Annotated in this window: 27 protein-coding genes; 16 read left to right on the top strand and 11 right to left on the bottom strand. The window is 65.5% G+C overall.

Annotated features, from left to right (window positions below):
* Positions 1-13: 13 nt before the first annotated feature.
* Entirely contained in the window at positions 14-823 is an 810-nt protein-coding gene (locus AKJ09_RS09550; RefSeq protein ID WP_146646888.1) for an STAS domain-containing protein, read from the top strand.
* Between the two features lie 203 nt (positions 824-1,026).
* Here the strand turns inward: AKJ09_RS09550 and AKJ09_RS09545 are convergent, their stop codons facing one another.
* Positions 1,027-1,380 (bottom strand): winged helix-turn-helix transcriptional regulator, encoded by a 354-nt coding sequence (locus tag AKJ09_RS09545; RefSeq protein ID WP_146646887.1) that lies wholly within the window; start codon positions 1,378-1,380, stop codon positions 1,027-1,029.
* A 153-nt stretch (positions 1,381-1,533) separates the two neighbouring features.
* On the opposite strand from AKJ09_RS09545, the gene AKJ09_RS09540 reads away from it, so the two are divergent.
* The 6 genes from AKJ09_RS09540 to AKJ09_RS09515 all read left to right on the top strand — a co-directional run bounded on the left by AKJ09_RS09540 (position 1,534) and on the right by AKJ09_RS09515 (position 5,927).
* On the top strand, positions 1,534-1,965 hold the full coding sequence (locus AKJ09_RS09540; RefSeq protein ID WP_146646886.1) for a DoxX family protein: 432 nt from the start codon (positions 1,534-1,536) through the stop codon (positions 1,963-1,965).
* 114 nt (positions 1,966-2,079) lie between these two features.
* Positions 2,080-2,838 carry a YoaK family protein gene (locus tag AKJ09_RS09535; RefSeq protein ID WP_146646885.1) on the top strand — a complete coding sequence of 253 codons (759 nt, stop codon included), beginning with the start codon at positions 2,080-2,082 and terminating at the stop codon, positions 2,836-2,838.
* A 319-nt stretch (positions 2,839-3,157) separates the two neighbouring features.
* Positions 3,158-3,556 carry a response regulator gene (locus AKJ09_RS09530; protein WP_146646884.1) on the top strand — a complete coding sequence of 133 codons (399 nt, stop codon included), beginning with the start codon at positions 3,158-3,160 and terminating at the stop codon, positions 3,554-3,556.
* A 9-nt stretch (positions 3,557-3,565) separates the two neighbouring features.
* The gene (locus AKJ09_RS09525; RefSeq protein WP_146646883.1) at positions 3,566-4,573 is read left to right on the top strand and encodes an LLM class flavin-dependent oxidoreductase; all 1,008 of its coding nucleotides are present in this window, start codon (positions 3,566-3,568) and stop codon (positions 4,571-4,573) included.
* 84 nt (positions 4,574-4,657) lie between these two features.
* Positions 4,658-5,437, top strand: a complete 780-nt coding sequence (locus tag AKJ09_RS09520) for a hypothetical protein (RefSeq protein ID WP_146646882.1) — start codon at positions 4,658-4,660, stop codon at positions 5,435-5,437.
* A 40-nt stretch (positions 5,438-5,477) separates the two neighbouring features.
* Positions 5,478-5,927 (top strand): MarR family winged helix-turn-helix transcriptional regulator, encoded by a 450-nt coding sequence (locus AKJ09_RS09515; RefSeq protein WP_146646881.1) that lies wholly within the window; start codon positions 5,478-5,480, stop codon positions 5,925-5,927.
* Between the two features lie 7 nt (positions 5,928-5,934).
* Here the strand turns inward: AKJ09_RS09515 and AKJ09_RS09510 are convergent, their stop codons facing one another.
* The 5 genes from AKJ09_RS09510 to AKJ09_RS09490 all read right to left on the bottom strand — a co-directional run bounded on the left by AKJ09_RS09510 (position 5,935) and on the right by AKJ09_RS09490 (position 10,702).
* The gene (locus AKJ09_RS09510) at positions 5,935-6,678 is read right to left on the bottom strand and encodes an SDR family NAD(P)-dependent oxidoreductase (protein WP_146646880.1); all 744 of its coding nucleotides are present in this window, start codon (positions 6,676-6,678) and stop codon (positions 5,935-5,937) included.
* A gap of 38 nt (positions 6,679-6,716) precedes the next feature.
* Positions 6,717-7,454: an SDR family NAD(P)-dependent oxidoreductase gene (locus tag AKJ09_RS09505; RefSeq protein WP_146646879.1), complete on the bottom strand. Its 738-nt coding sequence runs from the start codon at positions 7,452-7,454 to the stop codon at positions 6,717-6,719.
* Positions 7,451-8,824: an FAD-binding oxidoreductase gene (locus AKJ09_RS09500; RefSeq protein ID WP_146646878.1), complete on the bottom strand. Its 1,374-nt coding sequence runs from the start codon at positions 8,822-8,824 to the stop codon at positions 7,451-7,453. The genes AKJ09_RS09505 and AKJ09_RS09500 overlap by 4 nt, the downstream gene beginning before the upstream one ends.
* 198 nt (positions 8,825-9,022) lie before the next feature.
* Complete coding sequence (locus AKJ09_RS09495) at positions 9,023-9,871, bottom strand: class I SAM-dependent methyltransferase (protein ID WP_275936614.1); 849 nt, start codon at positions 9,869-9,871, stop codon at positions 9,023-9,025.
* A 63-nt stretch (positions 9,872-9,934) separates the two neighbouring features.
* Positions 9,935-10,702 carry a WecB/TagA/CpsF family glycosyltransferase gene (locus AKJ09_RS09490; RefSeq protein ID WP_146646877.1) on the bottom strand — a complete coding sequence of 256 codons (768 nt, stop codon included), beginning with the start codon at positions 10,700-10,702 and terminating at the stop codon, positions 9,935-9,937.
* A 45-nt stretch (positions 10,703-10,747) separates the two neighbouring features.
* Between AKJ09_RS09490 and AKJ09_RS09485 the strand changes: the two genes are divergently transcribed.
* A complete protein-coding gene (locus AKJ09_RS09485; RefSeq protein WP_205633654.1) occupies positions 10,748-11,995 on the top strand; it encodes a glycosyltransferase family 4 protein in 1,248 nt (415 codons plus the stop codon).
* Positions 11,996-12,007: 12 nt separating this feature from the next.
* On the opposite strand, the gene AKJ09_RS09480 is transcribed toward AKJ09_RS09485, so the two are convergent.
* Positions 12,008-12,703: a hypothetical protein gene (locus AKJ09_RS09480; RefSeq protein WP_146646875.1), complete on the bottom strand. Its 696-nt coding sequence runs from the start codon at positions 12,701-12,703 to the stop codon at positions 12,008-12,010.
* 122 nt (positions 12,704-12,825) lie between these two features.
* Between AKJ09_RS09480 and AKJ09_RS09475 the strand changes: the two genes are divergently transcribed.
* A complete protein-coding gene (locus tag AKJ09_RS09475) occupies positions 12,826-13,431 on the top strand; it encodes a type 1 glutamine amidotransferase domain-containing protein (RefSeq protein WP_146646874.1) in 606 nt (201 codons plus the stop codon).
* A 442-nt stretch (positions 13,432-13,873) separates the two neighbouring features.
* A complete protein-coding gene (locus AKJ09_RS09470) occupies positions 13,874-14,335 on the top strand; it encodes an RNA recognition motif domain-containing protein (protein WP_146646873.1) in 462 nt (153 codons plus the stop codon).
* Between the two features lie 187 nt (positions 14,336-14,522).
* On the opposite strand, the gene pap is transcribed toward AKJ09_RS09470, so the two are convergent.
* Positions 14,523-16,040, bottom strand: a complete 1,518-nt coding sequence (gene pap / locus AKJ09_RS09465; RefSeq protein ID WP_146646872.1) for a polyphosphate:AMP phosphotransferase — start codon at positions 16,038-16,040, stop codon at positions 14,523-14,525.
* Positions 16,041-16,101: 61 nt separating this feature from the next.
* On the opposite strand from pap, the gene AKJ09_RS09460 reads away from it, so the two are divergent.
* The 4 genes from AKJ09_RS09460 (at position 16,102) to AKJ09_RS09445 (ending at position 19,533) form a co-directional block, all read left to right on the top strand.
* Positions 16,102-16,890, top strand: coding sequence for a YdcF family protein (locus AKJ09_RS09460; protein WP_146646871.1), 789 nt, complete (start codon positions 16,102-16,104; stop codon positions 16,888-16,890).
* 27 nt (positions 16,891-16,917) lie between these two features.
* Complete coding sequence (locus AKJ09_RS09455) at positions 16,918-18,474, top strand: metallophosphoesterase family protein (RefSeq protein WP_146646870.1); 1,557 nt, start codon at positions 16,918-16,920, stop codon at positions 18,472-18,474.
* 80 nt (positions 18,475-18,554) lie between these two features.
* Positions 18,555-19,175, top strand: a complete 621-nt coding sequence (locus AKJ09_RS09450; RefSeq protein ID WP_146646869.1) for a hypothetical protein — start codon at positions 18,555-18,557, stop codon at positions 19,173-19,175.
* A gap of 94 nt (positions 19,176-19,269) precedes the next feature.
* Entirely contained in the window at positions 19,270-19,533 is a 264-nt protein-coding gene (locus tag AKJ09_RS09445) for a hypothetical protein (RefSeq protein ID WP_146646868.1), read from the top strand.
* Between the two features lie 19 nt (positions 19,534-19,552).
* Here the strand turns inward: AKJ09_RS09445 and AKJ09_RS09440 are convergent, their stop codons facing one another.
* The 3 genes from AKJ09_RS09440 to AKJ09_RS09430 all read right to left on the bottom strand — a co-directional run bounded on the left by AKJ09_RS09440 (position 19,553) and on the right by AKJ09_RS09430 (position 22,192).
* A complete protein-coding gene (locus tag AKJ09_RS09440; protein WP_146646867.1) occupies positions 19,553-20,353 on the bottom strand; it encodes a BON domain-containing protein in 801 nt (266 codons plus the stop codon).
* A 36-nt stretch (positions 20,354-20,389) separates the two neighbouring features.
* The gene (locus tag AKJ09_RS09435) at positions 20,390-20,851 is read right to left on the bottom strand and encodes a hypothetical protein (protein WP_146646866.1); all 462 of its coding nucleotides are present in this window, start codon (positions 20,849-20,851) and stop codon (positions 20,390-20,392) included.
* Between the two features lie 63 nt (positions 20,852-20,914).
* Positions 20,915-22,192, bottom strand: coding sequence for a pyridoxal phosphate-dependent aminotransferase (locus tag AKJ09_RS09430; protein WP_146646865.1), 1,278 nt, complete (start codon positions 22,190-22,192; stop codon positions 20,915-20,917).
* Between the two features lie 33 nt (positions 22,193-22,225).
* Here AKJ09_RS09430 and AKJ09_RS09425 point away from each other — a divergent pair, with 33 nt between their 5' ends.
* Together AKJ09_RS09425 and AKJ09_RS09420 are read left to right on the top strand one after the other, a co-directional pair.
* The gene (locus AKJ09_RS09425) at positions 22,226-23,665 is read left to right on the top strand and encodes a sensor histidine kinase (protein ID WP_146646864.1); all 1,440 of its coding nucleotides are present in this window, start codon (positions 22,226-22,228) and stop codon (positions 23,663-23,665) included.
* A gap of 48 nt (positions 23,666-23,713) precedes the next feature.
* Positions 23,714-24,148, top strand: coding sequence for a response regulator (locus AKJ09_RS09420; protein ID WP_146646863.1), 435 nt, complete (start codon positions 23,714-23,716; stop codon positions 24,146-24,148).
* The last annotated feature ends 4 nt before the right edge of the window (positions 24,149-24,152 follow it).

The raw sequence follows: 24,152 nt of genomic DNA, 5'->3' as shown, positions 1-24,152 counted from the left end.
CCGGGTCGCCCTCATGAGCAGCACGCCCTCGGAAGCCTTTTTCTCGGACGCCGAACACTTTCGCGTCCTCTTCGAGCAATCGCCGGTCGGCGTCGTCACGGTCGGCAACGACTTCCTGATCCGTGATTGCAACGTGGCCTTCGCCTCGTTCGTCGGCTCGACGCGCGAACGGCTCCATCGTTTCGACGTCCGCAAGATCAAGGACAAGCGCATTGCGCCGTCGATCGCGCGAGCCCTCGAGAACGGCGAGACCACCACGTATCGCGGGCCCTACGACGCGACCACCGCCGACGCGCACGTCGTCATCGACATGAAGTGCATGCCCTTGCGCGACGTCAACGGCGTCCAGCAGGGCATCTTGTCGGTCTGGTCGGACGCCTCCGAGAGCGCCAAAGCCGAGCGCGATCTGCGCGATCAGCTCGCCGTCGTGGAGCGTCAATCGGCGACGATTCGAGAGCTCGGCACGCCCATCCTCAAGATCTGGGATCGGGTCGTCTGCATGCCGATCATGGGTGCGGTCGACACGTCGCGTGCGGCGCAGATGACCGAGACGTTGCTCCAGGCCATCATCGCCGAGCGTGCGCGCTTCGCCGTCGTCGATCTCACCGGCGTCGACGCGCTCGACACCGGTACCGCCCAACATCTCATGCAGCTCTTCCGCTCCGTGGAGCTCATCGGATCGGAGGCCGTCGTGTGCGGGATCCAACCCGCGGTCGCTCAGACGGTGACCATGCTCGACGTCGACATGGGCAGCGTCCACACCGTCCGAACGATGTACGAAGCGCTCAAGTACTGTTTGCGGACGAGCGCCGGCGAGCGCTGAGCGTCACTTCTCGAAGACCGCGTTCATCCGACGAAAGGTTTCGTCGAGCTGCTCCCGCGACGCTCGACGCGAGGCCTCCGAGAAGCCGAAGCCCACTTCGACGTTCACGATGGCTGCGCGCGGCTGCTTCGCGAGGTGGGAGAGGAAGAGCGACGAGAGATGAGTCGGCGCCTCGAGGTTGATGGCGATCAGGTTAGCCGAGTTCAGTCGTCGCGACGCGGTCGCGCGGCTTTGGAAGAAGCGCCCTTCGCTTCCGCCCCCGAGGTCTTGGGGCAGGGACCGCCGCTCTCGAGAATCATCTTCCCCCACTTCGAGAGCGCGTTGGCGACGTCCTTGTAGCCGCGGCCCACGTCGGTGAGGGTGTAACTGACGCGGACGGGCGGTCCTGCGTCGACGCTGCGCGCGATGACACCCCGGCATTCGAGGTCCTTGAGGCGCGCGGCGAGCATGCGGTCGCCGATCGACGGAATGCGCTCACCGATCTCGCTGAACCGAAGAGGCCCGTCTTCGAGGACGGCGATCAGCATCCCCGTCCACGGTCGCGCTAGCACCTCCATGGCGGCGAGGTAAGTCGCGCAGAGGGCGGGGGAATGTTGCACAGCGAGGAGTATGAGGGCTCCGTCTCAAAAAAAAAGAGCCTGCGCGTTCGACTTTCCTAACAACTTCCTATTCGGAAGCGGCATCCGAATGGGAAGTTCGGAGGTGTCGTCGTGAAGAACAAAGCGTCCACGGTGGGGCGGGTCCTTTTGGGCCTCATTTTCTTCGTTTTCGGTCTGAATGGTTTCCTCCATTTCCTCCCGCAGCCTCCGATGAGCGGACCGCCGGCGGCGTTCGCCGGGGCGCTTTTCGCGACGGGCTACATGTTCCCCCTCATCAAGGGAACGGAGGTCGCGGCCTCGATCCTGCTGCTCTCGAATCGCTTCGTTCCGCTCGCGCTCACTCTTCTCGCGCCGGTCGTCGTGAACATCTTCGCGTTCCACCTCTTCCTCGCGCCGAGCGGTCTCGTCCTGCCGATCATCTGCGTCGCGCTCGAGGTGTTCCTGGCTTGGTCGTACCGCAGCGCTTTCCGCCCGATGCTCCAGGCGAAGACCGCGCCGGACGCGGCTGCGGCCGAGGCGCGCGTCGCCGAAGCCCACGTCTAATCGCCCGAATTCGCATGCACGGGGAGCTAGAGGCGCCTGCCACTCGTTGCGTCGGCCCGAGCTCCTGCTTCGTTGTCATCGTCCCTGCATGACGCATTCGCGGGAGACCGCCGAATGCTCGCTTTGCACGATCGCGGCTCGGTGCATTCGCTCCGGCACATGCCGAGCTGGCTCATGCTTTCGATGGCGGCTGGCGCGGTGAATGCGGGCGGCTTCTTCGCGTGCGAGCGATTCGTCTCGCACGTCACGGGCAATGCGATGCAGCTCAGCCTCGAGACGGGCACCACGCTGCTTCGTGACTCCGCGCTCCTGTTGCTCGCCTTCATTGCAGGGGCGATGTCGTCGGCCATTGCCATTGAGCGCCGATACTTGCGGCAGCAGCGACCGCTCTACGCGCTACCGCTCGTGATCGTCGCTGGACTGCTGATCGCCGTCGCCATCGCTGGTCAGGCAGGTGTGTTCGGTCCCTTCGGTGGTGGGACCACGGACGAGCCGACCACGATGGTCCTCCTCGCGCTTCTCGGCTTTGCCATGGGCTTGCAGAACGCCGCTGTCGCCACGAGCACCGGCCTCGCGGTTCGCTCCACGCATCTCACCGGACCAGCGACGGACTTCGGCGTTCAACTCGCGACGGCGTTCTTCGCGGTCGGCAGCGCGCGCAGGGATGCCCTCCAAGCAGCTGCGCTTCGCGCAGGAAAGATCGCTGCCTTCGTCGTAGGGGCGGCGCTGATGGTGCCGCTCGCGAGCAAGATGCAGTTCCTGTCGTTCTTGGGGCCGGCGGCGTTGGTGGTCACGGCAACCCTCCTCAGCTTCTTGCCGGCGCCGCCGGAGGAGCCGGAACCTACTGGCGCCCGCCTTGCGCCGAGTTCGTGAGCGCGCGAGACGATCGCCGCGTGCGGACAGGGATAGCGAGAGGCTCGAGGCGAAGCTTCTACGAGTAGGGCTGGAACGGGCGGTCGCTAGATCGACCAGGCAAGCCTTGCCCGGCCCAAGATTTCTCCAGCGTTGCGCGACACGACAGCCACTCTTCGCCTGCCGACGAACATCGCCACCTCACGCTACCACTTGGTCGTGGATCGATGCGTCGCTCGCCACGTTCGACGATGACGACAGCCGTGCTCGCCGGACGTTTTTACAGAGCGATGACGCAAAACGTGGCCATTTGGCTGCGTTCGGGCGCTAGCATCTTTTCGTGGGTCGCAAGAAGATCATGGTCGTCGACGACTCCCGAACCACGTTGATGGTCGAGCGAACGATGATCGAAGAAGCCGGATTCGATACCGTCGCCGCGCGCGATGGATTCGAGGCTCTCGAAGTCGTGGTCCGCGAGAAGCCCGATCTCGTCCTGCTCGACGTCATCATGCCGAAGATGGACGGCTTCGAGACCTGCCGGCGACTCCGCGAGCTCGAAGAAGCCAAGGCCATCCCGATCATCCTCGTCACCACGCAGGGCAAGGCCCTCAAGATGGAGATCGGCTACCGCGCCGGTTGCACGGGCTACCTCACGAAGCCCTTCAACGCCGAACAGCTCGTGGCCGCGGTTCGCCCTCATCTCGAAGCCAAGCCCGGCGAAGGCGAACCTGCCGAGTAGGGCGCGCGCATGACGTTGCTGTCGGTCCTCGACCTGACGCCCGTGCCGGCGGGGGCTTCGGCGAGCGTTGCACTCCAGAACACGCTCGATCTCGCGCGTCACGCCGATGCGCTGGGGCTCACACGCTACTGGCTCGCCGAACATCACAACGCCTCGTCGCTCGCGTGCTCCGCGCCCGAGATCATGATCGGGCAGGTTGCCGCCGTCACGCGAACGATTCGCGTCGGAGCGGGCGGCATCATGCTGCCGAACCACAGTTCGCTGAAGGTGGCCGAAGTCTTCCGTGTGCTCTCGGCACTCTTTCCGGGCCGCATCGATCTCGGTATCGGTCGCGCCGCAGGAACGGATCCCAAGACGGCACTTGCGCTCCGACGCTCGCGCGAGCTTCTCGGCGACGAGGCCTTCCCCGCGCAAGTCACCGAGCTTCGTGGCTGGCTCGATCAGGAGCCTGACCCAAACGTGCCCTTTGGTCCGATGAAGGCCGTGCCGGCGGGCGTGCAGGCGCCTCCGCTCTGGATTCTCGGGTCGAGCGAGCAGAGCGCGTCGTTCGCGGGAGAACGCGGGCTCGGATACGCGTTCGCTCATCACATGAATCCCGAGGGGACCACGCGAGCGGTTCGTCGCTACCTCGAAGAGTTCCGTCCATCCGCAGCACGTACGGAACCCCACGCCATCGTGGCCCTGCCCGTCGTCTGCGGCATGACCGATCCGCATGCCGAAGAGCTCGCGTCGAGCTCCGAGCTCTCGGCCATTCGTTTTGGCCAGGGCTTCCGCGATCGCCCGCTGCCGACCGTCGACGAGGCTCGCGCGTATGCCTACGACGCCGACGAACGGGCGCTTCTCGAGCATCACCGCGCTCACGGTGTGGTCGGTGACAAGGCGCGCGTCGGCGACGCTCTCCGGCGTCTCGTCGAAGAGTCGGGGGCATCCGAGCTGATGGTGATGACGGCGGTGCACGACCACGCCGAGCGCAAGAGATCGTACGAGCGCGTCGCCGAAGCGCTCGGGATCGTCTGATCGCCGCAGCCGAAACGACCGAAGCGGACGATTTCACCCAAGGCGGTGTGACGTCTTCGGGTCCGACCATCATCGAGGTAGTTCATGACCGATGGCCGCGACGAGAGCGTTACGTTTTCTCTCCGCGAGCTGATGAAGCTCGAGGACGACCGGATCGCGCGGGAAAAAGCCTCCCAGGAAGCTCGGCGACGGGCCGAGCAGGCGGCGAAGCTCGAAGCGGAACGACGCGCCGACGAAGCGCGCATCGCGAAAGAGAAGACCGACGCCGAGGAGCGCGAACGTGCCCGTCTCCGCGAGCTCGAATCGGTTGCGCGTCGTGAGGCCGTCAGCCGGGCGGCCGTCGAGCAGGCGCGCATCGAGGTCGAAGCGCGCACGCGTTCGGAAGAAGCCGAGCGCGAACGCGCGCACGAACGGGAGCTCGCGCGGCTGCGGATCGAACAGACGCCGAAGGTTGCCGTCTTGCCGATCGTCGGCAGCGGCCTCGCGGGCGTCGTGCTCGCCTTCGTGGCCTCCACGGCGGTCTACGTGGGGAGCATCAAGCCGAGTACCGAACGGCAGATCTCCGAGCGCGACCGCGTCGTCGGCGAAGGGGCCGAGAAGGTGACCGAGCTGTCGCGGCGCGTCGACGACCTCGGGCGCGTCAAAGAGGGCCTCGAAGCCCGACTGCGCGACGCCGAGCGCGAGGTCGCGTCCTTGAAGGACCGTCTGAAAGCGGCGCCCGACGGCCGGAGCGGGCCTCCGCGGGGCAAGGGCGGAACGGGAGCCCAGGGACCGCGCGACAACCATCGAGGCGGAGGAGGAGACGTGCCGGGCGGCGACTGCCTCAAGGGGGACCCCTTGTGCCCGAGCATCGGACGACCGTGAACCTTCCCCTCTGCACGGACCGGCACTATCGTCACCTGCGGTGTCGAAGTCTGCCGAGAAGCCTCCGATCCTCACGCTCCTCTCGATCGCAGCTCAACGAGAGAAGGAGTCGATGGTCGTTGCCCTTCGCGCTCGCGGCTTCGACAAGATCGGGCCGCCGGAGATGCGCCTCGTCGGCGAGCTCAAGGTCCGAGGCCCGAGCAGCATCCAGGCACTGGCGGACGCGACAGGGACCACCAAGCAGTTTTGCGCTCGCGAAGTGAAGAAGCTCGAGGCCAAAGGCTACGTCTCGCTCGAGCCCAGCCCTGACGACAAGCGCGTCACGCTCGTCGTCCTAGGCCCGGCCGGTCGTCGGTTCACGGCCGCCGCGCACGATGTGAAGGTCGAGCACGACGCCTCGATTGCGCGTCGACTCGGCGCCGCGAACGCGCGTGCGTTACGCCAGCTGCTCGAAGAGTTGGTCGCGAGCAACGAGCGCGCCGCGAAGTGAGGTTCTCTCAGCGACCGGAGAGAAACGGAAGCTGCTGGAAGAGCGCTTCTGGCGTGCTCCGCACGACCGTCATGATCGCTCGCCAGAACGAGGGGACGTAGGCCTCGGGCACGCCCGCGTCCATCGCGCGAACGATGCCTTCGGCGACCGGCTTGGTCTTGCCGAAGAAGACGTTCTTCGCGTGGTCGCGCGTCATCGGCGTGTCGACCGGACCGAGCTTGAGCGTGGTCACCGTGACGTCCGACGCATAGAGGCGGGTGCGGAGGCCCTGGAGATACACGTTCAGCGCGCCCTTCGCGGTGCCGTACGTGTAATTGCGCGGCCGTCCGCGATCGCCCGCGACCGAGGTGATGACGCCGAGCCGTCCGTGGCGCGCCGATTCCATCTCGTTCGCGAGGGGAATGAGGAGCGATACGACGCTGAGGAGGTTCGTGCGCAGCGACGTCTCTGCGTCTTTGAACGAGCGCTCGCTGGCGAGTTGATCGCCGAGGTCGCCGTGGGCCACGAGGGCTGCGTCGACGCCACCGAGCGTTTCGATGGCGCGCTTCACGAGGGCCTCGTTCGCGTCGAGATCGGCGAAGTCCGCGCGCTCGGTGGTGACCTTCGTTGCGCCGGTGCAGCGCTGCGCGACCGCTTCGAGCTTCTCGGCGTTGCGGCCGACGAGATGAAGTCGGTCACCACGACGAGCGTGGATTTCGGCCACTTCGGCGGCGATGGCGGACGTGGCTCCGAGGACGAGGACGCGTTGCATGGGCGGACTATACCAATGCCGCCCGCGAGGGTTCGCCCTCAGAATCCGATCTTGCGCATCACGAAGCGCGGCAGCGATCGAATGACCATCATCACGAGCGCCCAGATGCCCGGCGTGTAGACCATGGGCTTTCGGTTGTCGATCGCGCGGATGACGTCGGTGGCGACCTGCTCCGGCTCGCCTGCGAACGGCGGCGGCTTGAGGCCCGCCGTCATCCCGGTCTTCACGAAGCCGGGCTTCACGCACGTGACCGAGAGGCCTTGAGCGTGGAACTTGTGATCGAGCGCTTCGAGGTAGACGGACAGGCCGCCCTTCGACGAGCCATAGATCGCGACCGGCTTGCGCCCGCGATCGCCGGCGACGGAGGAGAAGACCGCGAGGCGACCTTGGCGGGGCAGGAGCCGCTTTCGTGCGTGCTCGCAGAAGACCACCGTGTTCGCGTAGTTCACGGTGACGAGCCGTCGTGTCAGCTCCACGTCGGCTTCGAGCGCATCCTGCGTGGCGTACATCGCCGCCGTCACGATGACGGTGTCGAAGTCTCCGAGCGCAGCATCGGCTGCATCGAGTGCGGGGGCGAAGCTCTCGGGATGTTCGAGATCGCAGACGGCGTAGCCGACGTCCGTGTGGTTGGGATTGCGCTCACGGAGATCCGCCGCGCTCCGCGCGAGGTCCTCCGTGTCGAGCCCCATGAGGAAGACGGAATCGCCGCGTTCTGCAAGACGACGCGCGATGGCGCGTCCCATACCCGTAGTTCCACCGAAAACGACGGCCTTCATCCTGGATCACCGAAAAGGCGCTTGGACTGTGCGCTGCGCAGGCGCCGACCCGGATCGTACTTCTCGCGAAGTGCGAAGAAGCGGTCGAGCCGGGGTTCCATGGCGCGGAAATGATCGGATCGCGTCAAGCGATCCTTCGTGAGGTAGATGCGGCCGCCCGTGGCGATCACGAACTCGTTGAGGCGGTCGACGATGCGCTGGAGATCGGCCGACATCGCCATGTCGATCGCGATCGACGTGCCCTCGAGCGGGAACGACAGGACGCCCTGTCCTTCGGGGCCGCAGTCCTTGATCACGCAGAGAGGCGAGGCCCCTCCGAGCTTGGTCAGGAGATTCATGAACTCACGCACCGCCGGCGCGCCGGCCGCGCGAGGAATCACGCACTGGTACTGGGTGAAGCCACGCGGGCCGTACGCGCGGTTCCACTCGAGGATGGCGTCGAGCGGGTAGAAGAAGGTGTCTGGCGTGACCAGGCCCTCCATCCGCTTGGCCATGTGCTTCCAGTAGTAGGCCGTGTTGAAGAGCTTCGCGGTCGTGGGGTTGAGCGCCCAGTTCGGCAGATCGACGGGGAAGGTGACCTCGCGCCCTTCCGGAACCCGCTTGAAGCGCGATTCTTCCGCCGTTGCCCAGCGGCCCGCCATGAGGATGCCACGGCCCATCGAGCTGCCCGTGTTCAGGCAGTCGATCCAGCCCATCGTCATCGGCCACGAAGGCGCCGCTTTGCCGAGCGCGGCGAGGAACTCGTCGATGTTGTCGACGCGCTCGCTCTCCATCCAGATCCACTGGCTGGGGATGCGTTGCATCGTGAAGCGGACCTCGAGGATGTGGCCGAGGAGGCCCATGCCGCCGATCGTTCCATAGAACAGGTCGGAGTATTGCTCCGGCGAGCACTCGACGATGCTCTCGTCCGCAAGGCGCATCTTCAGGCTCTTCACGTGAGCGCCGAAGCAGCCTTCGCAGTGGTGGTTCTTGCCGTGGACGTCGCTCGAGACCATGCCGCCGAGCGTGACGAACTTCGTTCCCGGCGTGACCGGAGAGAACCAGCCGCGCGGCGTGAGGAGACGCACGATCTCGGCGAGGCTGACGCCGGCCTCACCGACGAGCTCTCCCGTCTCCTCGTCGAAGGAAAGGATGCGGTTCGCGAGGCGCGTACCCACGACCTTGTCGCTCGGGCTGGCCGGAAGCGACGAGTCCCCGTAGGAACGCCCGAGGCCACGGGAGAGAACGGCCCCTTGGGTCGAGCGCTCCAGATTTTCCGTCAGGATCTCGGCTCCCGGAGCCGGCAAACGGCCCCACCCGGTCAGCATCGGCTGCTTCGGGGCCGGAATCGCGAGGGGCGTGGGTGCGTAGCGAACGTCGGAAACAGCCATGATCAGCCGTGCTTAGGCCGTAAACCACATCAGAGGCCGAAGGGCTCCTGACTGGACCGGTCTTCTACTCGAGGAGGGCCGTGAGGACCAGAGATGCGACAATTCTAGCGGCGGATTGAGCATTGGGCAGGGCGACGCCGGGAGAGCTTGCAGAAAACCGCAAGCCCGACCACACGAAACCCGCGCGCGCCCCCGCGACTATGGCTTCACGAAGCCGAGCACGAAGCGGTCGCTCGTACCCCGCTTTTCGGCGGCGGCCGTCGGCGAGGCGTTCCAATCGCGCTTGTCGTAGGGGTTGCGCAGGAAGTCGGCGTCGGTCGCGAGTCGGAAGCCGGCGTGTGTGAGGTCGTCGCGCACGAGCGCCTCGTCGACGCGGTGGAGCGTCTTGACTTCGGTGCTGCCCGTTCCGGCGCGCGCGCTGTGGTCGACGATGATGAACTTTCCGCCAGGCTTGAGCGCCCTCAGGATGTTGGCGTTCATCTTCGCTCGGTCGACGTTCATCCAGTAGGTGTCGTGGTAGAAGAGCACCATCACGACCGCGTCGAGGTCCTTCGCTTCGGGCGGTAGCGGATCGTCGAAGTCGCGCGTCACCTTGACGACGTTCTTGTTCACGGGCTTTGCGAGGCGCGCAGCCCACGGTTTCTCCGCGAACTTCTCGAGGATCGTGGGGCTGTTTTGCCCGTAGACCACGCCAGTCGGACCCACCGCGCGCGCGAGCAGCTCGGTGGTGTACCCGCCGCCTGCCGCGAGCTCGGCGACCTTCATTCCGCTGTTGATGCCGGCGAAGGCCAAGAGCTCGCCGGGCTTGCGGCCTTCGTCGAGCTTCTTGTCGTCGGCATCACGATCGGGCGCATCGACGATCGCGCGGAGGGCGGGCGAGAGCTGGATCTGCGTGACGTGCGTGAAGCTGCCATCGCCGGTCGGCGTGCCGGTGGGCGTCGTCGCGTTCGCGGTCTTGATCGAAGGCGTCGACGACGGAGTTGCGCTCGGGGCGCAGGCGACGAGCGATGCGAACGAGAACGCGAGAACCAGGCGTCGAAGCATCATTGCCTGGATGCGTAGCACGACTCGGGCATCCGCCGAGCGAGCCAACGCGCCTCAGGCGGCGCCTTACACGCGAGGCGCGATCCGCTCGCGGACCGTACGTGCGGCCGCTTTCGCCAAGTGCGGAACGTCGCGCACGATGTAGCGCGAGAAGAGACGGCGCGGCTGTTGGGCGAAGCGGTAAGCCCACTCGAGACCGGCGCGCTGCATCCACTTCGGGGCACGCTTGAGCATGCCGCTGGCCATCTCGAACGAGCCGCCGACACCGATCGCGACGGGGACGCCGAGCCGCTCGCGGTTCTTGGCGATCCACTTCTCCTGCTTCGGTGCGCCGAACGCGACGAGGAGGATGTCCGGCGAGGCCGCCTTCACGCGCTCCGCGATGCGGTCCTGCTCTTCTTGCGTGCCGAACGTCTCGAACGGCGGGCAGTAGGTGCCGACGATCTTCGTGCCGGGGTAGCGCTTCTCGAGCACGCCCTTGGCTGCGTCGGCCGATCCCGGCGCGCCACCGAGGAAAAACAGCGTTACTCCCGTCTCGGCGGAAGCTCGACCGAGCGTCCAGAAGAGATCGCTTCCGGCAACGCGCTCCTTGAGCGCCTGGCCACCGAGCTTCGAGAGCCAGACGATGGGCGCGCCGTCCGCCACGACGAAATCGGCCCGCTCGTAGGCGTTGCGAAACTCCTCGTCGCTCTCTGCGATCGCGAGGTGATCGAGATTGCCGGTGCAAACGTAGCGCGGTTTGTCGCGCAGCTTGGCAAGCTCCACGATGCGCCCCGTAGCTTCCTCGGTGGTGACGTCGTCGAAGAAGAGACCGTCGATGCTCACGCGTCGCATGAGACGTTCGACAATACACGGCTGGCCCTCGATCGGCTACGCTGCGTGAGCTTCGCGATGCGTGTCCTGCACCTGACGACGGAGTTTCCGTGGCCCGCCACGAGCGGTGGCTCGGTGAGAACGGTCTCGCAGCTGCGCATCCTCGCGTCGCTTCCCGAGGTCGAGGCCATCACCATGTTGAGCGTGGCGGAGAAGGCCGTCTCCGCGGAGGATCGCCGCGCCCTCGCGTCGGCGATTCCGAAGCTCACGGTGCTCCCGCCGGTCTTCCACCCCGTCCACCTGTTCGATTTCAAGCGCTTCGTCCCGCGCGTCGTGGCGCTGCGCGCGCTTCGAGGCGTCCCGTATCTCGCGGGAAAGTGGGACTCGCGTCGTCTTCGGAGACTCCTTCGCGAGGAGCTGCGCGAGCGCCGTGTCGACGTCGTGTACATCGACCATCTCGGCATGGCCCGCTACCTCGGTGACATCGACGCCGAGCGCCCGCGCGCGCACGTCGTCCTCGACCAGCACAACGTCGAGAGCGATTTCTTCAAGCAGTTTGCCGCGCAGAAGAAGGGCCCCAAGAAGCTCGTCGCGCAGGCCGAATGGCAGGCGAGCGCGAGGTTCGAAAAGACCGCGCTCCGAGGCGTCGACTCGGTCGTCGCCATCTCCAAGGAAGACGCGCGCCATTTCGATTCGCTGGCAAGCGTTCGCGCCGAGGTCGTTCCGATGGTGATGGCGTTCGAGCGCAAGGCGCGTCCGGCGCCTTCGCGTCCGAACCTTTGCTACGTCGGCAACCTACGCTGGCATCCGAACGTCGCCGGCCTCGATTGGTTCTGCCAGAAGGTCTGGCCGCTCGTGCGCGCGCGCATCCCCGATGCCACGTTCGAGATCGCGGGCGTGGGGCTCAAGCCCGATGCGTCCGGTGCGTTGCCCGTGCCCGAAGCGTGGAAGGTGCCCGGCGTCCAGACCATCGGCTTCATGGACGACCTCGAGCCGCTCTACCAGCGTTCGTTCGGCATGCTCGCTCCGGTCTTCGGAGGCTCGGGCGTCCGCGTGAAGATGCTCGAAGGCTTCCGCGCGGGCATGCCCGTCGTCACCACGCCCGACGGCGCCTTCGGTCTTCCGCTCGAAGACGGCCGCGAAGCGCTCATCGCCAAAGACGAGCAGGGCTTTGCCGAGCGCGTCGAGCGGCTCGTTCGTGACGGTTCGCTTCGCGAGCGGGTTCGTGCCGGCGGCTACCAGTACCTCGACGAGTACCACTCGCTCGCCGTGGCTCAGCGTGTGATGCGACGTGTCCTCGGCATCGCCGTCTAAGGTTCGTCGCGTCTACTTGGGGCACTCGGGGAGCTTGGCGATGTAGATGTCGCCCGCGCACAGCGAGAATGCCTTGGCGCAAGCGGCTGCGTCTCCCGCTCCGCCGTCCAGGGCATCGCCCGTGCACTTCGTGCGAATCTCGTCGACCAACGGATCGGCAAGCTCCCACGCGGCCACGAAGAGATCGGAGACGCTCTTCGGCCCGGCGGCCGAGTTGTACGTGGTCTGCCTCTTCGCGCAGCCCGCCGCGTCGTCGGGCTCGCACGTCGCGCAATAGGCTTCGACGATGGCTTTCTGCGCGGTCGTCGGCGTGGCCGTAGCATACGAGCCGTACTCGCAAGCTCGTCGATCGTTGCCGTCGCAGTTCGCCTTCGTCAGGCACTTCGCTTCAGCGCGTCGGAAGGCATCGCTGTTGATGGCCTGATCGTTCGCTGCACACCACGTGTCGAAATCGTTGCCGCACGTCAGTTCCTGCGCGCAGTCCTCGAAGTAGCTCCTCGTCTGCTCGCACGTCGAGAGGGCAGTGCCGCTCGCGTCGCCGCCATCGGTTCGCCCCGCATCGCCCTTCGGTTTCGTCGTCTCGGCGCTCGCGTCGTCTTCGGAGTCGGTCGACGAGGAGGGGGAGGATGCGTCGCTCGCACAGGCCGTCACGGCTGCGATGCAGAGGACGGTCGACGCACAGAACCCAGCTAGCAGGAGCAGCTTCACGGTCGCAGGCTAACGCAAGCGCTCCGGCTCGTCCTTTCGCGCGTCGTCTCGCGCCGCAGAGGAGACGCGAGGACGACCGTTCTTGGCCTCTCCTTCGCACAGCGCGCCGGGAAGGAGACGTGATGCCTGGGAAGCTCGAGGGAAAGCGAATCGCCATCGTTGTCACCGACGGATTCGAGCAAGACGAGCTCAAAAAGCCGAAGGGGACGCTCGAGAGCGAAGGCGCGCGGTGTGACGTGATCGCGCCCGGCACGAAGGGGTTCGTGAAGGGATGGAACCACACGGACTGGGGCGACACGATCGACGTCGATGTGCCGATCGCAGAAGCCGACACGAGCGACTACGACGCGCTCCTGCTTCCTGGTGGCACGATGAATCCCGACAAGCTACGGCTCATGCCCGACGTGAAGAGCTTCGTTCGAAGTTTCTTCGCCGCTGCGAAGCCGGTCGCAGCGATCTGTCACGCGCCCTGGCTCCTCATCGACGTCGGCGTCGTCGAGGGGCGGAAGATGACGTCGTGGCCTTCGCTCCAGACGGACCTCGTCAACGCGGGAGCCGAGTGGGTCGACGAGCCGGTCGTCGTCGATCAAGGCCTCGTGACGAGCCGCAAGCCCGGGGACCTCCCCACCTTCAGCGCTACCTTGGTGCAAGAGTTTGCACGCGAACCGTCATCGCCCGCGCAACGACGTGTACGTGATGGGCGTCCAAGACCGCGACCTCAAGGGTGATGTCCGGAGGGGGGGCCGAGGTGACTTGGGGGGCTCTACGACGAAGCAAATGCACGGTCGAGGTTCCAGCCGACGACGTCCGAATTGGCGCCGGACTGCTCGCTTGGATGAGTCGCGCTTCAGTCAGGGAAGGCTTGAGTCCGAAAAGTCTATGAATTTCCAGCTCATGCGGCGGACGTGGCTTGCTCGAACACACTTGCCGGCGATACCCGCACTGCTATTCTGGACTCTCACGACGACGTCTCACGGGCACGGATCGAGACTCTCTACGAGGGATCGGGCACGACTCGCAGACGCGCAATGTGGATTCGACTAGCGACAGATTGATTCGTACGAAAGGCGCAGCTAGCTGCGCAGGTCTCCCTCCCGATTCCTCGGAACGGCTCACGCGGGTGGTGGATTTTGGAAAGTGGACGCGTGAGCCGTAGAAAGCTGACTCGAGATGAGCTCCCGCCTGTACGTAGGCAACCTGTCCTACGAGACCGACACGGAGACGCTTCGCCAGGCCTTTGCTGGCAGCGGTGAGGTCACGGATGCCCACGTCGTCACGGATCGCGAGAGCGGCCGTTCGCGTGGCTTTGGCTTCGTCACGATGGCCACGCCGGAGCAGGCGAAGAAGGCCATCGAGACGATGAACGGTGCGAACATCGACGGTCGCTCGATCCGCGTCAACGAGGCGGAAGAGCGTCCCCGCGGTGGTGGCGGTGGTGGCTTCGGCGGCGGCGGTCGTGGCGGTGGCTTCGGCGGCGGCGGCGGTGGCTTCGGTGGCGGTGGTGGCGGCTTCGGCGGCGGCGGCTTCGGCGGCGGCGGTCGTGGTGGTCGCGACGGCGGCCGTGGCGGTCGCGAGGGCGGCGGCGGTCGTGGTGGCCGTAGCGGTGGTGGCTTCGGCTCGCGTGGTCGCTGAGCCTAGTCTCTGAGCGCTGAGAAGGTCGCGTCGCGCAGCTCGCGCAACGCGGCCTTCTTGTTTTTGTGGGCTCGCTTCGCTCGCGCGGCGTCCGAGGACGCCGGTCACGGGGACACGCGCGAGAGGCGTCCGAGGACGCCGGTCACGGGGACACGCGCGAGAGGCGTCCGAGGACGCCGGTCACCGGTCAGAACGAAGCTTCGAGTCGGTCGCAGATCGTCTCGATCACCTTCACGCGCGCGAGCTGCTTGTCGTTGGCTTCGATGACGGTCCACGGTGCCGACGACGTGCTCGTGCGGTCGATCATGTCGCTCGCCGCCTCGGTGTAGTCGTCCCACCGCTTGCGATTGCGCCAGTCGTCGGGCGTGATCTTGTACTGCTTGAACGGGGTCTTCTCGCGCGACTTGAAGCGCTTGAGCTGCTCCTCCTTGGTGATGGCGAGCCAGAGCTTCACGATGACGATGCCCGCTTCGACGAGCTCTTCTTCGAACTCGTTGATCTCGGTATAGGCGCGCGTCCACGCGGCCTCTTCCGCGAAGCCCTCCACGCGCTCGACGAGGACGCGCCCGTACCAAGAGCGGTCGTAGATGACGAATTGGCGACGACGCGGGATGTGCCGCCAGAATCGCCAGAGGTACGGATGCGCCTTCTCCTCGTCCGTCGGCGCGGCGATGGGAATGACGCCGTAGTAGCGCGCATCGAGGGCCTGCGTGACACGACGAATCGCGCCGCCTTTGCCGGCCGCGTCCATCCCTTCGAACACCACCACCACCGAGTGATCGCGCATGTGGCGCGAGCGACTCAGCTTGTTCAGCCGGCCCTGCACCTCCTCGATCTTCGTTGCGTACTTCTCTTTCGAGAGGCGCTCCTTGAACGGCAGATCAGTGAGGATGCGCGTGGTGTCGACGGTCTGGACGAGCGGCGCCATCACGCCCTTCGCCTTGCCGTTGGTGGTCTTCGCGTGTCTCCTCTTGGCGCGTTCGACGGCGTCGGCCTGCTCGAGTCCGCGCCGGAGACTGTTCAGCACAGCGCGTCCGACGGTCACCGAACGGTAGTTGTCGTCCGAGCCGTCGATGACGATCCAGGGCGCCTCGCCGGTGCTCGTCTCGCGCAGAACGCGTTCGCTGACTTTCCGCAAGCGATCGTACTGCTTGTGTGTCTTCCAATCCTCTTCGGTGACCCGCCAGGCGGTGAGCTTGTTCTTCTCGAGAGTCTCGAGTCGCTTCCCCTGCGCCTTCTTCGAGAGGTGGAACCAGAGCTTCAGCACGGGCGACTGCTCGTCGATGAGCATTCGCTCCATCTGGCGAATCTGTTCGATGTCCGTTGCGAGCTCGCCGGCGTCGATGTCGCCGCGCAGGCGGCACGAAATCGGGTCGGTGTACCAGTTGTTGAAGAGGATCCCGATTTCGCCCTTTGGCGGAAGCGCCTGCCAGAAGCGCCACATGTGCGGCCTCTGGGCTTCGTCCTCGGTGGGCGCGCCGAACGTGTGGCTCTTGACGTGCCTCGGATCGAGCCACGCGTTGAGCACGTTGACGGCGTCGCCTTTGCCGGCTCCTTCGACGCCGTTGACGAGGACGACCAGCGCAAAGCTCTTCTTTTCGAGCAGCTCGTATTGCGCTTGGAGGAGCGCGTCGCGGAGCTTCACGACCTCCTTGGAAAACGTGGCGTCGTCGATCTTCTGACCGAGCTCGGCAGACTCGAACATAGGTCGAGCGTATCACCGTGGACGTTTCGTTGGCTCTGCGGTTCGAGTGTAAGGTGGCCGCGTGTTCTTCTTCTTGTCGAAGCTGCTCGATGTCTTCCTCAGTCCCTTGTGCTGGGCCATCGTGCTGCTTGCTCTCGCGATCCCATTGCGCCGGAACGGACTGCGGCATGAAAACCGTCGGCGTCTCTGTGGAGCGCTCGCTCTCGGGATCCTCGTTCTTTTCGGTAGCGGGCCGGTTGCGAACGCGCTGCTCTTTCGGCTCGAGCACTCCGCCCCGTCGAGTTTCCACGACGACGTCGTCTATGATGCGGTGATCCTTCTCGGCGGCGTGACCGACGACATCGTGACGTTCGAGGAAGGCCAGCCGGCGTACAACGACAATGTCGAGCGCCTCGTCATGACGCACCGCCTCCTCGCCGACGGCAAGGCCAAGTTCGCCATCGTGTCGGGGGCGGCGGTCTCGCCGAAGTACGAAGCCGTCGGTGAGGCGCGCTACCTCGCTCGACAACTCGAGGAGTGGGGCATTGCGCCGTCACGCGTCATCGTGGAGGACCGGGCGCGCAACACGCACGAAAATGCAGTCTACAGCGAAGAGATCGTCCGAGCGCGCGGGCTCTCGCGTGTGCTCGTCGTGACAAGCGCCTTCCACATGGCGCGCTCACGGGAGTGCTTCGCCGCGGTGGGAATGCAGGCCGACTACTTGCCGGTGGACTACCGCGCGCACGAACGGCCGTTCGACCTGGGCCTCTTGCCGAGGGCGAAGTTCCTCTCCGTCAGCGAGGGCGCCATCCACGAGTGGTTCGGTCGCTGGATTTATCGCGTTCGGGGCTACGGCAAGCCCGTCTCGTGACCGCCTTGCCGATGTTACACTCCCGCCATGGTTCGCGGCGCGGGACTCGTCGTTCTTCCTCTTCTCTTGGCATTGGCATGTTCTTCGTCGTCGGACGAACCGACGAATGGGACCCCGGTTGATCGGCCAGCGCCCTCGCCACTTCCCGTCCTCACCGACGTGCCGACGACGCTCGACAAGACGCTGGTGCCGACCACGCCGCGTCAGTCTTACAAGGACGGCCCGAATCCGTCGGCTTCACCGGCGTCACTGACGGACTATCTGAATCGTGGATTCGGTGAGCTCGCGCCTGGTCCGGGCGTGCCGTACGCCACGCGCGTCGTCGACGGGAGTACGCCGCCCGCGCCAGGGCCGAATGCGAAGCGTCTCGTCCGGTACGTCCACCTCGCGGACTTGCAGCTCGCCGACGACGAGTCGCCCACGCGCGTTGGATTCATCGATTCGGCCGATCTCACGTCGGGAGCGCTTCGCCCGGAGGACCCCTATCTTTGCCGAATGACGAATGCGGCGGTGCGCTCGATCAATGCCCTGCACCGCAAGGACGCTTTCGCGTTCACGATCCTCGGCGGTGACAACGCCGACAGCGCCCAGACGAACGAGGTCGATTGGGCGCTCGGCATTCTGTCCGGTGGCGCGCCCGTGAAGTGCGATTCGGGCCACGACGACGACATCGTTCCCGGGCCGGACAACGATGGCAAAGACCCCTTCGTGGCCGACGGTCTCGCGATGCCCTGGCGTTGGGTCACGGGCAATCACGACGTCCTCGTGCAAGGCAACTTCGACATCACGGAGTATCGTGACGTGGCGATCGGTGACATCGCGCAGGGGGGCACGCGCGACTACACGCAGGGCGGCGCGATCGTCACCGGGACCATCGTCGCCGATCCGCGCCGTGCGCTCCTCTCGCGTACGGATCTCATGACGCGCGTCTTGGCCGACAAGGACGGTCACGGCCTCGGGGCCGCCGAGAAGGCGAGTGGTCGAGCGACGTACTCGTTCGACGTCGAGGGGACCTCCTTCCGCTTCGTGGTGATCGACACGGCGCACGAGACGGGCGGAGCCGAAGGCGTCATCACACAGAGCGAAGTCGATCGCGTCATCAAGCCTTTGCTGGACAAGGCCAAGGCCGACGGCAAGTGGGTCATCCTCGCGTCCCATCACTCGCAGACGAACCTGACGAACAACGGTGGAGCGTTCGGCAAAGTCGAAACCGACGCGATCTTGCCCGACGCGTGGGCTGCCTTCGTCGGCGGGTATCCGAACGTGGTCTTCAGCATGGTCGGTCACTCGCACGAGAACCGCATTCGCTCGGTCGCGCCCACGAACGGCCACGCTTGGTGGGAGGTCATGACCTCGGCGATTGCCGACTTCCCGCACCAGTTCCGCGTCGTGGAGATCTACGATCAGGACAACGGTTGGCTCATGATGAGGACGCACACCGTCGACTTCTCGGTCGATGGCGATCCGGTGGCAAACCAAGGCCGTCGAGGTGGCGTCGTCGACTTGACGTCGGGCTGGCTCCAGCAGGACGGTACGGGTAAACCGGAAGACCGAAACGCCGAGCTCTGGATTCCGAAACCGTGACCTCTCGTTCCCGTTCCCGTTCTCGTTCTCGTTCTCGTTCTCGTCTGCGCCGCCGCTCTTCGCTTCTAACGCTGATGTTCGTGATGGTCACGGGATGCGGAAAGCTCGCGCGCAAGCCACCGCCCACCGAGACCAAGACCGAGAACGAGAACGAAGCGCCTGCCGCGCTCGGATCGGCGCCGGCGAGCGTTCCTCCTTCATTCAACGCGACGCCCGTTGCGGCCTACGCCGACGCGAGCGACTTCGACGGAAACTCTCCGTTCGAGCAAGCGCAGAAGTACGCCGCGAACGGCCAGCTCTGGATGGCGCGGCTCGTTCTCGAGAAGGAGGCGCTGTCACCGTCGGGGACCTCCGACGAAGTCGTGCTCCTGGCTCGCATCTGCGGTGATCAGGGCGATACCGCGTGCATGGACGCCTGCACGCGCAAGCTGGGCCACGCGGTCAAAACGGACGGCGGGACTTTTTCGACCACCGGCAAGGGAGGAGCCGGCGGCCGTGCGACGGATTCGCCTGAAGTCGTGCAGCTCGGTCGTCTCCGCGACATGGTCCTCAAAAAGCAATACGGCCCCGTGCGTCAGGCGCTCGAGCCAAAAGTGCTCGACGGCTCGGCCTCGCCCGAAGAAATCCGCTTGTTGAAGGTCGTTTGCGGCAAACAGAACGACCGCATGTGCGTGGCTCTCTGCGACGCGAAGCTTCGCTGATATCGCGCTGAATGACGCGCGCGGCCGCTGTCGTCGAGGGCCTCGCCCGTCGACGGTACGCCTGTTGCTGGCGTTTCCTCTCGGAGGGTTCCCGATGAGTGACGGTCGAGGTTTCGCCTACGGTCTAGCGCTCGGCGTCGCCCTGGGAGGCGGGGCGCTGGTCGCGATTCTCGCGGTGAAAGAACAGCTGCGTTTGCGCGCTCTGCGTCGCGAAGCGGCCGGCGGTTTCATCGACGGAGTTCACGAAGCGGATACGGCAATCGCCGATTGGACGCTCGCCGATGAAGGTCGGAGCTACGAGCACGAGCACCTCGAGAGCGAGCGGGTGGACATGCCCGAGGGCTCTCAGCGCTGGTGAAGAGTGGCTGCCCTCCGCGTCAGAAGGCGCGGATGGGCATGCCGAACGACATTCCGCTGTCGTCGTCACGTTCGACGCGCAGCCGGTTGTGCACGTCGCGAACACCGCCGCACTCGTCGGCGAGGTGTTCGGCGAGGCGCTTCTGGCGTCGGTCGGTGACCGTGCCCTCGAGGGTCACCTCACCGTCGTTCACGAAGACCTCGATGTCGCGCGCATCGAGCTCGTCGTGATGCGTGAGCGCCTCGCACACGTCTTCGAAGATGACCTTGTCCGGCCGCCAGTTCTTGGGGCCGCGGCCACGATGCGTGATTCCTGCGCGCGCCATGAGACCCATGGCGCTGCGCTTCACGCGCTCGAATGTCGAGCGATCCTTGCGCGCGTCTTCCTCGAAGACCGCGGCTTCGGGGTAATTGAGCCACGGCCACGCCTCGCGCTCGTAGACCGTAGGCTGGCGCTGCTTGCGCTCGCGATCGGCGGCTTGCGCCAGTGACTCGAAGCGATTGTCGAACGGCGTATCCGGAGGCGCGGGATCCATGTCGCGCACGTAGACCTCGGCGTAGCTGCCTTCCTCTGGATGGTAGTCGGGGCCACGTCCGTAACCGGCGTCGTCGATCCGCGCGTTGCGCGTGTAGAGATCGCGCTGGTCGTAGTGGGCGGCGCCAATCTCCCACGGACTCCGGTTGCGGGAGCGACGCTGCTTCGCGAGACGATCGCGGCGTTCGACGTCGGGATCGTCTTCGATCCTAGGCGTATCGTATCGATCGCGCTCGACCTCGGCGGCGTGCACGCGCCTCATGTCCTCGTCCCAGCGATGATCCATCGCGAGCCTCCTCCTCGTTCGTCTCGAAAGGCTTCTCTAGAAGCGGCGTCGCCAGCGCTCGCCGATGCTGCTCGAGGTCACCCGAGAATCCAGCCACTCTTCCGTCGTGACCACCTCGTCGAGCTCCGCTTCCTCTTCCGCGCGCACGTCGAACTGACGTCGATTCGTCTCCGGGTGCGTACGCGACTTGAGTGTGTTGCCCGGTTGACCGCTCATCGATTCGCGCGAGATCGCCGCGTACGGTCCCGGGTCGGTCGAGCCTGCCAACGCTTCGCGCACCGCGAGCTGCTCGAGAAGCTCGAGGTCGGGATCCGCCGCGACCGTTTCGCGATAGTCCCGAGGCGGAATGCCCATCGTGTCGCACGATGTCGCGAACGCCTTCTCGACCGCGGGCTCGTCGTCGGAGCGAGCGCGCTCGTCACGCAGCTGGTCGGCAGCCGCGCGCATCGCAGTGATGACCTGCCATCGCGAAACCTGGACGTACACGCCGATCGCCATGCGACGTGCTCTCGCAAACGCCGCGCCGTCGCTGTCAGGAGACCGGAGATTTCGCGCTCGAGCTCAGGCGCTCGCGACGAGCTCTTCCAGCCGTATCATCGCGCGCTCGAGGACGTCCATCGAGGGACCGAACGAGAAGCGGACGTAGTCGCGGAAGCGCGAGGCGCGCCCGTGCCGTCTCTTGCCCGGGTTCACATCGAAGAACTCGCCAGGCACCACGATGACCTTCTTCGTGAGCGCGGCGCGAAAGAGGCCCATGCCTTCGTTGAGCGGAGGCGGGAGCGAAGCCACGTTGCCCCATGCGTAGAAGGTGCCGTCGGGGACGCGGTCGAATCGCACGCCGATGCGCTCGAGGCGCGAGAGCATGCGATCGCGCTTTTCGCGGAAGACGTTCTGGATCGCCATCGTCTCCTTCACGACGTAGTCCTCTTCGAAGAGAGGAATCGCCGCGCGCTGGAGCGGTTTGCTCCCGCCGCCGTCGAGGAAGGAGCCCGCGCTGGCGAAGCGTTCGACGACCGTCTTCGGCGCAAGTGCCCAAGTGATGCGCCAGCCGGGATAGCGCCAGTTCTTGGTGAAGCCGTCGAAGATCACGACCGGATCCTTGTCGACGTCTTTCACGTAGCGCGCGGCGCTCTCCACCGGGAGCGAGCCGGGGCGCCCGCGATAGATGTAGTGTGAATAGAACTCGTCGAGGAGCAGCGTACAGTCGAGATCGCGTGCAACATGCACCCAGCGATCGAGCTCTTCGCCGGCGACGAGCTTGCCGGTGGGGTTGCACGGGTTCGAGAGCAACAGCGCGGAGAGGCCGCGGCCGAGAACTTCGCGACGGAGGTCGTCGGCGGTGAAGCTGTAGCCGCGGTCGCCCTCGAGCAAAATCGGAATGCTCGTGAAGGCCTTGAAGATGTCGAGGAGCTCTTCGTACGCGGTGTAGTCCGGCAGGAAGTGACCGAGGTTGATGCTTCCGAGGCTCGCCGCGGCGCGCGTGAGGGCTGCGCGACCACCGCCGGAGATGCACACGTTCTCCGCCGTGTACTGCGAGGCCATGCCTTTGCGGTACAGGCGGTTGTAGAGATTCGCGACCGCTTCGCGCAGCTCGGGGAGACCGGAGACCGGAGCGTACTCCTGATCGTCCGTACCAATGGATACTTCCTGGACGCGCTTCGGGGCTCCAGGAAGCTCACCCGTCTCGGGCTGGCCCTGACCGAGGTTGCACCACGCCGGATCCGACGACGAGAAGCCGAGCTTCGTGGCTTCGCTCGTCACGTAGATCACGCCCGTCTTGGGGACGGGGCGAAAGGCGTGGAAATCGTCGGCCGGGAGCTCCTTTCGATCGTCGTGCATCGATGACCGACGTTAGCATCTCCATGGAACCAGGTGACAGAGCCTCAGGAGGAGAATGGTCAGGCGACGGCGCGAGCCTCCGATCGCCCCGATCGCGAGCCGTTCTCGCTTTCGGGCTGGCAGCTCTTCCTCGGCGACTACGAGACCATTCGGTCTTTCATTCCCCACTTTGCATTCATGGGGATGGTCGGCCATCCGATCTTCTACGTCCTCTGCGCCTACGGCTTCGGGACGCAAGAATCGTTCGTCGCGAGGGCCATGGCCTCGCTCGCCTACGTTCCGCTGCTCCGCTACCCGCGTGACCGTGCTCTCTCGAAGGGCGAGAAGCTCTACGTCGAGCTCGTCTTCCACGGCACGCTCGTCACGGTCTTCGCCTATCTGTTCCTGCTCAATCAGGCGAATCACTATTGGACCGTCTCGCTCATGTTCGCGGGCGTGGTCTACGGGTTTCTCTCGCGCCCGATCGTTCTCGTGTCGGCCTTTCCGTTCGGACTCGTGCTGACAGCTCTGGTTTTTGGGCGTTTCCATGGGCTGCCACCGACGACGATGATCGTCGAGGGCTACGTCGCGAGCACGCTCGCCGCGCTGGTTCTCAATGTCGCGCGCGTGTCGGTCGACTACTCGCTCAAGCGAACGCTCGCCGCCGAGATGCAGGTGCGCGCCGCGGAGCAGAAGCTCTTCGAAGCCGAAAAGCTGACCGCGCTCGGCCGGATGCTTGCGCAGGTATCCCACGAGATCAACAACCCCATCAACGCGATCCAGAACAACCTCGGACCTGTCGGCTCGTACGTCGATGCGCTCCTCGAGATCGAAACCGCCTATCGCGAGGCGCTCGAGAACCGGCGGGACCGCCGCGCGGAGCTGGCGAAGCGTCGCGAAGATCTCGAGATCGATTTCGTGCGTGAAGACGTGCGCGAAGCGCTGCGCGCGATGCATGCCGCCACCGCACGCGTGCAATCCATTCAGGCCGACCTGCGCACCTTCATGCGAGGTGCCGCGCCCACGCTCTCGATGGGAGACTTCAACGTCGAAGTTCGAGAGACGCTGGCGCTGGTGAGGCGAGGCGTACCCGCCGGGGTGACGCTGGACGTGACTCTCGTCGAACTACCGCCGTTCGAATTCCATCCCGGCCAGATGAGTCAGGTGCTGATGAATCTGATTCAGAATGCGGTGGACGCCATCGGTGGTAGGGGCCGAATCCATGTGATGACGAGTGTGGAGAAAGACGCTGTCAGACTGACCGTTGCAGACGACGGTCCCGGCGTCACGGCAGAGCTTCGCGCGCGCATTTTCGAGCCTTTTTTCACGACGAAAGGCGTCGGGAAGGGCACGGGGCTCGGCCTCAGCGTGTGTCGGCAAATCGTGGTTCAGCACCACCGCGGATCGATTGCTGCCGAGGAGGGCCCGAACGGCGGCGCTGTGTTCGTGGTGACGTTGCCCTGCGCGGGCCTCGAACAATCGCTCGCGTCCTGAGGAATCTCGTTTCCAAATCGAGCCTTGCGTTCTGATACGCTCGATTCGATGAGCGCGGCGGAACTGCCGAATGTCTTGGTCGTCGATGACGATCCGGTGAACCTCCAGACGTTCAAGCGCGTCTTCCGGAAAGACTTTCGCATCCAGGTGGCTTCGTCGGGCGCGGCCGGGCTCGCGCTCTTGCAGCACCACGACTTCGACGTTGCCCTCGTCGACTTCGCGATGCCCGAGATGAACGGGCTCGAGCTGCTCTTGCGCGCGCGCACGATTCGTCCGGACATGGGGCGAATCATCGTGACCGGTCATGCGGGGCTCGAGGAGATTCAAGAGGCCGCGGCAAGCGGATTGCTCGCCACCGTCATCCTCAAGCCGTGGACCGACGAGGCGATCATGCGGTGGGTGACACACCACGCACGCTTGCGCGTCATGAAGCGCGAGATCGGAAAGATGAAGGCGTCGCTCGAGGAGCCCGAGCCGAAGTAGGCGT

The sequence above is a fragment of the Labilithrix luteola genome, from assembly GCF_001263205.1.
GTDB lineage: Bacteria > Myxococcota_A > Polyangia > Polyangiales > Polyangiaceae > Labilithrix > Labilithrix luteola.
The sequence above is the reverse complement of the archived record's forward strand: the minus strand, read 5'-3'. Positions and strand labels throughout refer to the sequence as shown.